The following is a 13,857-nucleotide window of genomic DNA, read 5'->3' on the forward strand; positions in this document are numbered from 1 at the left end:
TAAAGCCTCATAAGGAACTGTATGGAAATGAGCAATTGCAAATTTCCGTACAGTTCCTTGCTTTGTTTTGTGATAGAATAAATACAAGCATATATTGATATGGCGAAGTACAGGAGTTATTACAACAAGGCTTAGTGTACGATAGCATCATATGAGAAGAAGTTTTCGTGATATATATTATTTTTAGTGAAAGGAGCATACCATGGCTATTTCCGCCTTTATAGGACGAGCTGGGACGGGTAAGACTCAGGCTTGTTTTGAACGGATTAAAGAGATTATTGCCACTTGTCCGGGAGAGCCTATTTTATATATTGTGCCAGAGCCGGCAACGTATACAATTGAACGAAGTTTGGCAGAATTTATGCCTGAAGAAGGCTTTACCACTGTTCGCGTAGTGGGGTTTAATCGACTGGCTTATCAGGTATTTCAGTCTGTTGGTAAAGTTCGTGAAACAACCTTATCTGATGTGGGGCAAAAGTTATTATTGCGTCTCATTATGAAACGTCATAGTGGCTCCTTAGAGCTATTAGGACAAGCAGCACGACAACCTCATTTTGCTGATGTATTACAGGGGCTTTTAAGTGAATGTAATTCGTTTAAGGTAACCGCGACGGATTTAAGACAAGGGGCTGAGCAAGTAGAGTCCATGATTTTGCAACGTAAATTGCAAGAATTGGCTCAGCTAATGGAAGCCTATGAAGCATTGGTCGGTGAAACTTGTGGCACTGTGACAGATCGGCTACAGGAATTGATGGAGGTGTTGCCTTCTAGTCCGCTTATGAAGGACTCACATGTTATTGTGGACGGGTTTCATTGGTTTACGCCATTACAAATGGAATTGCTGTATACTTTATTTGATTTGGCGAAAGAGAGTATTATTACGCTTACTTTGCCACCAGATTTAGCAAAACTTACAGTGCCAGAGCATAAGTTGCGAATTTTTGGACGACCTCATTCCGTGTATAAAGATTTATATACTACCTATGGGACGGAGTTGTTGGTTCGTCAGTTTACAAACAATGAGCGATTTATAACACCTGTTTTAAAGGAGTTAGAAAGTTGCTATTTTAATACGCCCTTAAAAGGAAATTCTACGGATGAACAAATTCCAATTACAGCCGGTTATAATCGAGAACGAGAAGCAGATGCTGTATGTCGCCAGATTTTAACAGTTATGACAGAGCCTAAACGGCGTTGGAAGGACATTACCATTATGCTTCGTGAGTCAGAAACATATAGTGATGTGTTAGAAAAGGCGTTAAAACGTTATGAAATACCTTATTTTTCTGACCGCCGTCGCCCTATGGTGAGTCATCCTTTAGGCGAGTTTTTAGTTAGTGTACTGGAAGTTGTACGACGTGGCTTTGATCATGATGCGCTATTTCGTTTATTAAAAACAGATTTTTGGCCCATAAGCCGTGAAGCGGTGGATGAATTAGAAAATTATTGCCTTGAATTTGGTGTGCGCGATTTTATGTGGCTCAAAGACGAATGGCCGTATAAGCGGAAAGATCGTTTTGCCAGTGAGGATGAAGAAATACGGAGTGTTATCGATGACAGCGAAAATATTGTCAGTATTGGTGATGAAGAGCTAAGTCATACTGTGTCTGAAGAAACCGTCGATGTAGAAGAAGTGCGGCGTTTGCGAGTTAATGAAACACGAACTTTGATTATGAGGCATTTACAGCCTTTTTGGGAATTTGCTAAGACGGAACACACCGGCTATGAGTGGTGTGAGCAGCTTTTTAACTTACTCACTGCTGTGGGTATTCCGGTGCAATTAGCCCAGTGGTGTGAAACAGCTGAAGCGATGGGCGCCGCCGAAACTGTGGCTGCTCATGAGCAAATGTACAAGCGTGTAGTGGCTTTATTTGATGAAATCATGAATCTTAATTTGCCAGATCCAATGAATGTAGGGGATATGGAATTATTGGTTCAAGAAGGTTTAGAGGAAGTGTCCTATTCATTAGTACCACCAAGTTTAGACCATGTAATGGTAACAACGGTAGAACGTGGTTATACTCATGAAAGTGATATAGTATTTTTGATGGGCCTTAATGAAGGTGTTTTTCCGCAGCACATGGGTGATGAAGGTCTGTTAAATGATAAAGAACGGCAGGACTTAAAAGCGGCGGGTATTACTTTGGCAGAAGGTGCCTTAGTACGGGCTTTTAATGAAAACTTTTTGCTCTATTTAGCCTGCACTCGAGGTCGAAACGAATTATATTTGTCCTATGCTGGCGCTGATGAAGAAGGTGGGGCTTTAGAAAGTGCTTTGGCTATTAAACGATGGCAGCAGTTAGGGTATAGTCAGGTACCACAGGTAGAACCTTTAACAATTTCGCCTACAGCAGCACCACAGTATTTATGGCGGCCTATGCAAAGTCTGGCGCTATTAGCTGGTCAAATGGGGAATGTCACACAAGGGCAGGATTTGGGTGCTCTTTGGCGAAGTCTATATGATTGGAGTTTAAAAGGCCATTATCGTGAAGCTTTGCGTATCGCCACTCGTGGTGTGACAGATACGAATGAAGTGCCGTTAGTGGATCGCTCGGTGGTACAAGCCTTGCTATTTCGTCAGGACGCTTTGAGTGGTTCTGTAACACGGTTAGAGAGTTATCAACGTTGTCCGTTTGCCTTTTATGCTAAGTATGGTTTGAAATTGGAACAACGGAAGGTAAAACAATTTGGCGCCCCTGAAATAGGGATTTTCTTACATGAAAGTTTACGTGCTTTAGGCATGCAATTATTAGCTCAAAATCGCCAGTGGCGTGATGTAAGTGTGGAAGAAGAAGCCCAGTTATGCCAAGCCGTAGTGGCAGAGATTAGTAATGATTTATTGCTTGGTGAAGCAGGTGATATTTATGAAACGGTGTTACAACAGCGTTTAGAAGCGACCTTGCGACGTACCGTTCAACGATTGAGTGATTGGTCTAGTAAAAGTGTGTTTAATACGCGTTATTTAGAAAAAAACTTTGGTGGTGGCCCAAGCAGTTGGCCAGCAGTACAAATTCCTTTAGACGATGGGAATTACATTCGTTTACAAGGGCAGTTAGACCGTGTTGATGAGTGGACGTATGAGGGTAAGACGTATGGCCTTGTGGTAGATTACAAATCAGGTGGCGCTAGTGTAAAAGCGGCCGATGTTTATTATGGCTTGAAATTGCAGTTAGTGACGTATTTATTAGCTTTAGAAAAGGCCCAATGGACGGACCATATTGAGCCGGCGGCCTTAGTATATACATATGTAAAAAATCCGCGCGTTTCAAAAAGAGAAGTATTAACCGAAGAAGGCGCAGCTGCTTTGCTTAACACAGAGTCTTCCTTGCGCAATACGGGGTATTTTTTAAATAATCCAGAGTTGTTAATGAAGATTGATGAGACTGTTGGGAGCAAGACTACACCGTATGTTCCTGTTCGTTTAACGAAAGCGGGGACGGTGAATGGCAATGATAAGGATAAAGTAAAAACGACGGAACAGTTTAAAATATTGACGGACTATGCACAGCAAGTCATGGGGAAAGCAGGGCAACATATTTTGGCTGGTCATTTTCCGGTGAGCCCATATAATATGAATCACAGTATTCCGTGTAATTATTGTCAGTATCAGGCCTTATGTCGTTTTGAAAATACACGCAATGCATATCGCTATTTAGAGGGCATGGCAGAGGAATCTTGTTTAGCACGTATGGCGGAAGGAGGCGATGTATATGAAGTGGACAAAGGCACAAGAACAAGCAATTAAGTCACCCCGTCAAGGGACACTTCCGTCGCAGACCTTATTGGTAGCAGCGGCAGCAGGTTCCGGTAAGACGGCTGTGTTGGTAGAGCGTATTATTCAGCGTTTACAAGACAAAGAACGACCACTATCGATTCAGGAACTCTTAGTGGTTACATTTACTAAGGCCGCTGCCGCTGAAATGAGTGCGCGTATTGGGGCTAAATTAGCAGATGTATTTAATAGCACAGGTGATCCTAAATTAGAAGAACAATTGAGTCTTTTACCATCAGCGCATATTTCAACCTTGCACTCTTTTTGCCAGTGGGTGATTAGCAGCTATTTTTATCGTCTTGATATTGACCCTTCCTATCGCATTGGGAATGAAGGGGAGTTAATGCTCCTTAAGACTGATGTACTGGCTACATTGTTGGCTAAGGCTTACGAAGAAAATAAATATCATATATTTGCTATTGCTGACATGTTTGGCAATGACCGTTCCGATGATGGTATTATAGAGCAAGTTTTAGCCCTTCATCGTTTTGCAGTAGCCCAAGCAGATCCAGAAGCTTGGCTTGTAGACTCTAAAAATAGATATGAATTAGCATTAGAACAGCCGATTCTAGATACTATTTGGGGTGAATACTTCTGGCGACAACAGCAACAGCTTATAGGTGAAATTGCGACGCGTTATGAAACTATGCGAGAATTGACTAGTTTGCCTGATGGGCCGGCTAAATGGTCGGAACAGGTAGATTCGGTGCAATATATTATGAATGCTTTAGGCGAAGCTACGACTTGGGATGCTATGCATGAAGCGGTGGCCCTAATAGGACAGCATAAGTTTAAGTCTTTTGATACCCGCTCTTTTAAAAAAGATTTAGATGCTGGTATTCTCAGTGATGGCTTAGTATCTCAAGTGAAAGCCTTAGGGGTAGCGAATAAAGAGGCTTTGCAGGCTATGCAAACAGGGCCGTTTGTTATTACAGAAGCACAATTTCATGCACAGATTAAGCAAATGCTACCATATGTGCAAGGGCTGGTGGATTTAACCTTAGCTTTTATGGTTGAGTTTACAGCGGCTAAGCAAGAATTAGGTATGCTTGATTTTTCAGATTTAGAACATCTATGTTTGGCTTTGTTGCGCACCAAACAAGCCGATGGGACTTGGGCTCCTTCTGAAGTAGCCCTTGAATTGCAACAGACTTTTAAAGAAGTTATGGTCGATGAATATCAAGATACAAGTGGTGTGCAAGAAGCGATTGTAAACTTAGTATCACGTAAGGATAATCGATTCTATGTAGGCGATGTGAAGCAGAGTATTTATCGCTTCCGCATGGCGAATCCGTTACTCTTTATGGAGAAATATCATCGTTTTGGCCATGGTGTAGATGATGTGGAAATGCGCATTGATTTATCGGAGAATTTTAGATCTGACGCTAATATTTTAAAATTTACTAATTTTGTATTTCACCAAATTATGTCAGCAGAAGCAGCAGAATTGGAGTATGGTGAGAAGGAAGCTTTAAATCCAGGACGCAAAGTAGAGGATGCCCCAGAAAATTGGGTAGGTGGCCCAGTGGAATTGCATTTAATTGATGTAGGGGAGGGCGCGAAATCTACTTTTGCTGATGAAGGGACAGAAGATACTAATAAAGCTAGCAAAGGACAAGGCTCAATGTGGACAGTTAGTGATACTAGTGCCAGTGGCAGTGAGTTTGCTAGTGAGGATGATGTAGATTTAGAAAATGATGAAAAAGAGATTGCTTTTATTATTGAAAAACTACAAGCGTTGAAAGAACAGGCAAAAGTTGTGCAAAATCCCGATGGTTCATATCGACCAATGGCTTGGCGTGATGTAGTGATTTTGCTTCGGTCTGTTAAAGTTAAGGCTGGCCGCATGGTTGAAGCTTTACGACAAGCGGGGATACCGGCGTATGCAGAGGAAAATAGTGGGTATTTTAGTGCCTTAGAAGTGAAATTATTATTAGCGTTACTACAAGTTATTGATAATCCAGAACAAGATTTGCCAATGGCGGCGGTCTTGGGTTCTCCTTTTGTAGGCTTAGATGCTAATGAACTTGGCCATTTGCGCATGAGCGGGGAAGGGTCCCTGTGGTCCTTATTAGCTAGTTATGGTAAAACTACAGACAATGAAGGGGTATTGCATTTTGTAGAACGATTGGAACGGTGGCGCACTTATTCAAGACAGCATAGTGTAAGTGATTTGTTGTGGACTATCTACGAAGAAATGAATTATTTAGATTATGTTAGTGCGATGCCTAATGGTTTAGTTCGGCGAGCCAATGTAATGGCCTTGTATGAACGGGCTAAGCAATATGAAGCAGGTAGCTTCCGTGGTATTTTCCGCTTTTTACGATTCTTAGAAAGTTTACAAGAAGCGGGGCAAGATTTAGGGATTGGTAAAACGGTTAGTGAAGCCGATGATGTGGTGCGTATTATGAGCATCCATAAAAGTAAGGGCTTGGAGTTTCCAGTCGTATTTTTAGCTTCCTCACAAAAGGGCTTTAATTTACGCGATATTCAGGCGCCTATGCTACTTCATGGTGACAGTGGTGTGGCTGTTAAAGGCTATTTTGAAGCGTATCGAGTTTTATATGGTTCTTTGCCTTGGGTGCATATGCGGGAGCAACTTCGTTTAGCGGCGAAGGCCGAAGAGGAACGTATTTTGTATGTAGCCTTAACACGAGCTCGCGATAAACTTTTTATTACTGGTTTTGTTAAAGATTTTAAAGCGCTTTGCCAAAAGCAAGCTGGTCCTGCGCTCGTGGCTAATTCAGAAAAGTTACCAACCTCTTTAATTACAGGTGCTAATTCTTATTTGGATTGGTTTATTATGAGCTTAAGTCGCCATTTGGAAGGCAATCCAATTCGTGTATATAGTAAAGTAGAAGATGTAGCGCTGATGGATTTACCAGATAAGAAGTGTAGGCTTAGCATTACGCTACATGATGGTGCTAAGTATACTAGTACGCCAAAGCATGCTGTTAAAGAACCAGCTTTATTGGCTGCTGTTGAACGGTTAGAGCCAATTCAAGCAGAGCCATTGCATGAGGAAATAGTAGAACGCTTTAATTTTGCTTATCCTTATATGGGGGCTGTACAACGAGCGGCTAAGATCTCTGTTAGTGAATTGAAACGACGTTTTGCTGAGCCCGAAGAAGAGGCGGTTAGCATAGTTTCAGATACGATAGGTCTTATAGATCTTGCAGACTCTATAAATTCTACAAATACTACAGCTATTACAGAGTCTGCAAATACTGCAAATACTGCAAATACTGCAAATACTGCAAATACTGTAAATACTGTAAATACTGTAAATACTGAAAACATGGAAAACACTGCAAACACCACAGTTACTACAGACTTTGCGTCTCCTATGCAAATAAAAGAAACACCTTCTAATTTGGGCGCTTTTGATGTAAAACCACAAGCCTTGATGGATAAGGAAGAAGTGGCGTCAGGTGCACGTTGGGGTACATTGATGCACGAAGCTATGCAATGGTTGCCGTTAGAAGCATATACAGCACAACATTTGCGTGATACTTTGGATCGATTGACCTTAGAAGGATATTTCACTACGGAAGAACGACAGGTGCTTAATGAGCGGGCTTTACATCGTTTCTTTACCTCTGATTTAGGTCAACGGCTCTTGGCTTCGCCACAAGTGGCTAGAGAATGGCCATTTAGTATGCTCATTGAAGGGCATGAAGTATATCCCGAGGTAGAACCAGGAGAAAAGCTGTTCTTACAAGGGATTATTGATACGGCCTTTTTAGAAGATAATCAATGGGTGTTAGTGGATTATAAAACAGATCGGGTACCTGATGGGGAAGCGTTGATAAAACGATATGGCGTGCAATTACAGATATATAGTAAAGCTTTGGAGAGATTAACTGGATTACCGGTAAAAGCTTGTTATATATATTCTTTCCGTTTACATGAAGCGGTATTAGTGGATGTGGAGTAGTAAATAGTCAGTCCATTAAGTTAGATATTATAAGTTAAATAGTAATAGAAAATCAATAGACAGCCCTTACAGTATTCACGCTGCAAGGGCTGTCTATTGATTATTTATGAGGCTGATTTTTCATATATTCTAGCATATAGTCTATAAAGGCTTGTACTGGTTTACGCTGTGGATCCCGTAGGTGGTAGTACAGATTAGTCTCTCGTTCGATGGGTGTGCCGTCATCCCATTGGAGCGGTTCTATATTAATGTCGTCTTTAAAATATTCAAGTCCTGTGTAAGGTAAGATTGACCAGCCAAGATTCTTTTGAATAAATCGACGACAGGTGGCCATAGTATCTACATATAAGCATGTATTTGGCGGGGTGTCAAAATTTTGATTCCACCAAGTATCCATAATGGTATACAAAGAAGGGTCAGTGGTATAGCGGATTTGAGGAACGGTAGGCAATGTTTGACGATTACAAGCTTTAGAGGTAACTAGACAGATGGGTTCTGTGCTTAAGTATATTTTTTCTCCCGTTGGAGCATGATGGCCGCGCATAATACCTATATGAATATCATTGTTGGTAAATAGTTGAGCAATTCGGGAGCTAATGCCTGTTTGGAGATGCAATTTAATATGGGGATAGCGGTTTGTGAAACCCGCTAAGATAGAAGGTAGTTCATAGTTGGCAAAAATAGACGAGGAACCTAATTGGAGTGTGCCAGTTATGGTTGTTTTGCGATTTTCCAGAGACTCTTCAAATTCTTTTTTTCGTTTTACACTGTCAAGTGCATATTGGTAATATAACTCACCTGTTTCTGTGAGGATAACCCCTTTCGTTGTCCGAATAAAGAGAGGTTCATCAAAGCCTTTCTCTAGCTGCGTTAAGCGATAACTTAAGGCTGGTTGCGACATAAAGAGTTTATTGGCGGCTTTGGTTATATTTTGTTCCTGAGCAATGGTAAGAAATAGTTCCCAATCCTTTTCTATACTATCCATGATGGTTCTCCTTACGTTTACTTACTTATATAATACTTGCAATATAAAAATTTTATCACAAAATATACAAGTTATCTATTTTTCTTATTTTAAAAATGAGTATATGATAAATGCATAAGATACATGTAATTTAATCAATTTATATAGGAGGCATAGCGATGGCTGGTAAAAGTTTAATGTATAAAATTTTGGAATCTCATTTATTAGAAGGGGAATTGAAGGCCGGTACAGATATTGGAATTAAAATAGACCAAACTCTTACACAGGATGCATTAGGCACTATGGCTTATCTTGAATTTGAAGCATTAGGTGTAAATCAGGTAAAAACACTATCTGTTTCTTATGTAGATCATAATACTTTACAAGATGGCTTTGAAAATGCTGATGACCACAAATACTTACAAGATGTAGCGAGTAAATATGGAATTTATTATTCCAAAGCAGGTAATGGTATTTGTCATCAAGTGCATGTTGAACGTTTTGCCCGTCCTGGTCAGACGTTAGTTGGTTCTGATAGCCATACACCAACGTCTGGTTCGTTAGGTATGTTTGCGATGGGCGTAGGTGGCATGGATGTAGCAGCCTCTATGGCAGGCCATGCGTTTCATTTAATTTGTCCAAAGGTTATTAATATTAAATTAACTGGCGCTTTACCTGCTTGGTGTGCCGCGAAAGATATAGTACTAAAAGTATTGAGTATTTTAACAACAAAAGGCAATGTAGGAACGGCATTAGAATACACTGGTGAAGGGATTGCCAGCTTAACCGTGCCAGAACGAGCTACGATTACTAATATGGGGGCTGAAATGGGGGTTACTACCTCAATTTTCCCAAGTGATGAACGAACTCGTGAGTTTTTAAAAGCGCAACAACGCGAAGATATGTGGTTACCTTTAGAACCGGATGCTGATGCTGTATATGATGATGTTATTGAAATTAATTTAGATGAATTAGTGCCTCTAGTAGCTTGCCCTCATTCACCAGATAATGTTAAAACTGTGGCTGAAATGAATGAGATTCCAGTGGATCAAGTTTTAGTAGGCAGTTGTACCAATTCCTCTTATCGTGATTTGATGGTAGTAGCGGCCATGCTAAAAGGGCGTAAGATTCACCCTGATGTTAGTTTTGGTGTGGCGCCTGGTAGTCGGCAAGTATTAGAAATGATTTCTAAAAATGGCGCATTGGCCGATATTATTAGCTCTGGTGCTCGTATTTTAGAAAGTACCTGTGGCTTCTGTGTAGGCTGTGGACAAGCACCTCGCTCTAAGAGCATTTCCTTGCGTACCAACAACCGAAATTATGAAGGTCGTAGTGGCACTAAAGATGCTCTTGTTCATTTGGTAAGTGCAGAAACCGCTGTAGCGTCTGCTTTGACGGGTAAATTTACAGATCCTCGGACATTAGACTTTGAATTACCAAAGATTACCTTGCCAGAAGTATATGAAATTGATGACTCTATGATTGTAAAACCCGCTATGGAGGCAGAACAGGAAATTTTACGAGGCCCTAATATTGGTAATCCTCCAAGCAATGAACCAATGCCAAAGGTTGTAAACGCTAGAGTAGCGATTAAGGTAGGCGATAAAATTACGACCGACCATATTATGCCAGCAGGTCCATATTTGAAATTCCGTTCTAATGTACCTAAATACAGTCAATATACATTCTGTCATGTGAAACCAGATTTTGCAGATACTTGTAAAGCAAATGTGGAGCAAGGTCAATTTAATATTATTGTAGCGCATGAAAGTTATGGTCAAGGTTCATCTCGTGAGCATGCGGCTTTATGTCCTATGTATTTAGGCGTTAAGGCGGTTATGGCAAAATCTATTGAACGAATTCATATGGATAATTTAGTGAATTTTGGGATTTTACCATTGTTCTTTGAATCTGATGAAACGTATGAATTACTTCAAGATGGTGATGAATTAATCTTGCATATGGATGATGCTTCCTTTGAAAAGGGCGAATTTGTTGTAGAATTAGCGACAAAAGGTATAAAATTTACGATGAAAACTCCGTTAAATGAACGTCAGAAAGAGATTGTTCGAGCTGGTGGTAAATTAAACTTCTTACGCGTAGGAGGTAAATAAGAATGGATGGTTATGTAAAATTACCAATTGTATATATGCGCGGTGGTACAAGTAAAGGCGCTTATATTAATATGGCAGACTTACCTACAGAGCCAGCTGCTCGTGATGCTTGTATCCTTTCTTTATATGGTAGTCCTGATAAACGGCAGATTGATGGTATTGGCGGGGCTGATCCGTTAACGAGTAAAGTAGCCTTAGTAGGGATTTCACAACGAACAGATATAGATGTAGACTATACATTTGGTTATGTTGGTATTGATGATGCTGCTGTTGACTATGAAGGGAATTGTGGCAATATGTCAGCTGGTGTTGGCGTATTTGCAATAATGCAAGGTTTTGTTAAAGCAGTGGAGCCAGAAACAGTGGTTCGTATATATAACACAAATACGGATAAAGTAATTGAGGCGCATATTCCTGTAAAAAATGGGGAACCACAAGTAGACGGTGATTTTGCTATTGATGGTGTTCCTGGTAAAGCGTCTAAGATTATTCTTTATTTTAAAGAACCAGCAGGGGCTAAGACGGGTAAATTATTGCCTACTGGTCAGGTGAAAGATGAGATTACGTTAGCGGATGGCCGTACAATTTCTGTGAGTCTAGTGGATGCAGCGACACCGGCTATTTTTGTGCGAGCCGATGCATTGGGCTATAAAGGTACAGAATTGCCGATAGATATTGAAAATGACACACAAGGGCTGTTACAAACATTGGAAGATATTCGCTGTCAAGGTGCGGTTATGATGGGGTTAGCTGATTCCAAGGAATCAGCTAGTCCTGCAGTGCCTAAGGTGTGCATGGTATCAGCACCACAATCTTATGTAGCTATTGATGGCCGGCGTATAGAGGCTTCTGATATTGATGTAGTAGCGCGTACAAAAGCCTTAAAGGTTATTCATAAGGCTTATGCTGTGACTGGTGGAATTTGCACAGCTACGGCGGCTTTAATTCCTGGTACAGTTGTTAATGAAGTTGTGAGTGAACGGGCTAAATTAAGTAGAAATGTTGTTTTAGGTCATCCATCTGGCTCCTTTAGTTTTAGTATTGATATTAAAAATGATGGGCCAGACTATGTTTTATATAAGGCTGGGGTTGCTCGTACAGCGCGCCCTATTATGGAAGGGATAGCCTATGTAAAAAGAGACTAAATTTTACAATTTAGTCTCTTAGAAAGCTTATAATTTTATTTTTTTACAGCACCAAACCATTTTTCATAAATTTTATCGTAAGTGCCATCAGTTTTTAACTCTTCTAATGCTTTATCAGCCGCTTCTTTTAGCTGTTTATCATCTTTACGGAAGGCCCATACAAATGGTTCTGGATCAACTGGTTCGCCAATAATTTTGGCATCAGCATCAGCGCCTTGTTTTAAGTAATAAAGTGCTACAGCATTATCAAGCACGATAGCATCAGCAGTACCTGCATTTAATTCATTAAATAATTGAGAGTTGCTGTCTACAGATTTTATTTGTGCATTAGGAATTTTTTCAGCTACATCTAAGGCTACGCTGCCGATTTGAACGACAATGCGTTTACCAGCCAAATCATTCATACTAGCAGCTGTATCGTCTTTTTTAACGATAGCTACGAAACCACCTTTATCAAAATATGGTGTACTGAATAATACGGCTTTTTCACGTTCTGGTGTAGCGCTTAGACCAGATGCAATCATATCGATGTCTTTACTTTGTAAAGCTGGGATTAAGGCATCAAAGCCCATGCTCTTAAATTCCATTTTGTAGCCCATTTTTTTAGCTACAGCATCAGCTAAATCGATGTCGAAACCTACATATTTATCCCCTTCGGTGAATTCAAAAGGTGGGAATGTAGTTTCTGCCCCTACTTTAATTACTTTTTCTTTAGAATCGCTGCCAGTACTGCTACCACAGCCTGCAATTAAACCGGCTGTTAACAATGCAGCTGTTAGTGTTACCACTACTTTTTTGCTTGCAAATTTTTTTAGACTATTAAACATAATGTCCGCCCCCATTTACATAAGTATTAATTAGGAATTAATTATAAGTATATTATAGCTTCTTTTTGTATAAATATCAACAAAATAAAAATATTTTGTATATCTATTCAGTGGAATTTTAATTTTGACTAGTAAAATAAAGCATCCCTATGCATATTTACATAGGGATGCTTTGTTTACATTAAAATTCAGAAGGGCCAAACCATTTTTCATATATTGTTTTATATGTACCATCTGCTTTTAATTCGTCTAATGCTTGGTTAATTTGATCGCGTAATTCTGTATCATCTTGGCGGAAGGCCCATACAGTACCACGTGGGTCACTAGGTTCACCAGCTAAACGAAGATCCTGATAGGAGTCTTGTTTTAAATAATACGTAGCAACTACTGTATCGATAATAACGGCATCAGTTTCAGATTTTTGTAATGCTTTGAAGGCATCTTCATTATTTTTGACTTCTTTAACTGTGGCACCTGGAATATGTTTTGCCATATCGGTGGAAATAGTACCAGTTTGTGTGATTACGTTTTTGTTGGCTAAATCTTGCATACTATGGATAGTATCATCTGTTTTACGAACAACTGTGATGAAACCATTATCTTTGAAATATGGTTCTGAGAAGATGACAATTTCGGAACGATCTTCTGTAGGATTAATTCCGGCTGCAATCATATCAATTTCGTTAGTTTCTAAGGCTGGAATTAATTCATCAAAATCTACACTTTTTAATTCCATTTTATAGCCAATTTTTTGAGCGATAGCTTCCATCAAATCAATATCAAAGCCTATATATTTTTTACCATCTTTAAATTCATAAGGGGCAAAGGTTGTTTCGGTACCTACACGTAATACTTTTTCAGTAGAAGGGGGATTGGCAGGCACGGCTGTATTAGTCGTACTGGCTTTGCTACTACAACCAGCTAATAAGGCTGTTATTAAAAGACTTGCTGTAATCCCTAAGAGCATTTGTTTGTTTACTACACGTTTAACTCGCTCCAATAGATTCATCATAATAAACTCCTCCTTACCGTAAAGCAAATCATTTTGTTGTGCTTTACTTACATCCACTACTACTACTTCATCTTCTTCTTTTTCAT

7 protein-coding genes are annotated in these 13,857 nt (G+C 39.9%); 4 read left to right on the top strand and 3 right to left on the bottom strand.

The genetic code is table 11. The features are described 5' to 3' along the window. Window positions 1–202: 202 nt before the first annotated feature. Together NFR27_RS00110 and NFR27_RS00115 are read left to right on the top strand one after the other, a co-directional pair. The gene (locus tag NFR27_RS00110; RefSeq protein WP_251441392.1) at window positions 203–3,745 is read left to right on the top strand and encodes a PD-(D/E)XK nuclease family protein; all 3,543 of its coding nucleotides are present in this window, start codon (window positions 203–205) and stop codon (window positions 3,743–3,745) included. Then, window positions 3,705–7,709, top strand: a complete 4,005-nt coding sequence (locus NFR27_RS00115) for a UvrD-helicase domain-containing protein (RefSeq protein WP_420910576.1) — start codon at window positions 3,705–3,707, stop codon at window positions 7,707–7,709. Before NFR27_RS00110 ends, NFR27_RS00115 begins: the two co-directional genes overlap by 41 nt. A 100-nt stretch (window positions 7,710–7,809) precedes the next feature. Here the strand turns inward: NFR27_RS00115 and NFR27_RS00120 are convergent, their stop codons facing one another. After that, window positions 7,810–8,694 carry a LysR family transcriptional regulator gene (locus NFR27_RS00120; RefSeq protein WP_251441394.1) on the bottom strand — a complete coding sequence of 295 codons (885 nt, stop codon included), beginning with the start codon at window positions 8,692–8,694 and terminating at the stop codon, window positions 7,810–7,812. A 158-nt stretch (window positions 8,695–8,852) separates the two neighbouring features. Between NFR27_RS00120 and NFR27_RS00125 the strand changes: the two genes are divergently transcribed. Next, complete coding sequence (locus tag NFR27_RS00125) at window positions 8,853–10,787, top strand: aconitate hydratase (protein ID WP_251441395.1); 1,935 nt, start codon at window positions 8,853–8,855, stop codon at window positions 10,785–10,787. A gap of 2 nt (window positions 10,788–10,789) precedes the next feature. Further along, the gene (locus NFR27_RS00130; RefSeq protein ID WP_251441396.1) at window positions 10,790–11,932 is read left to right on the top strand and encodes a 2-methylaconitate cis-trans isomerase PrpF family protein; all 1,143 of its coding nucleotides are present in this window, start codon (window positions 10,790–10,792) and stop codon (window positions 11,930–11,932) included. A gap of 35 nt (window positions 11,933–11,967) precedes the next feature. Here NFR27_RS00130 and NFR27_RS00135 read toward each other — a convergent pair whose 3' ends face one another. Continuing rightward, entirely contained in the window at window positions 11,968–12,759 is a 792-nt protein-coding gene (locus NFR27_RS00135) for a basic amino acid ABC transporter substrate-binding protein (RefSeq protein ID WP_251441397.1), read from the bottom strand. Window positions 12,760–12,940: 181 nt separating this feature from the next. Then, the gene (locus NFR27_RS00140) at window positions 12,941–13,771 is read right to left on the bottom strand and encodes a basic amino acid ABC transporter substrate-binding protein (protein WP_251441398.1); all 831 of its coding nucleotides are present in this window, start codon (window positions 13,769–13,771) and stop codon (window positions 12,941–12,943) included. Between the last annotated feature and the right edge of the window lie 86 nt (window positions 13,772–13,857).

The sequence above is a fragment of the Veillonella intestinalis genome (assembly GCF_943192895.1).
Taxonomy (GTDB): domain Bacteria; phylum Bacillota; class Negativicutes; order Veillonellales; family Veillonellaceae; genus Veillonella_A; species Veillonella_A intestinalis.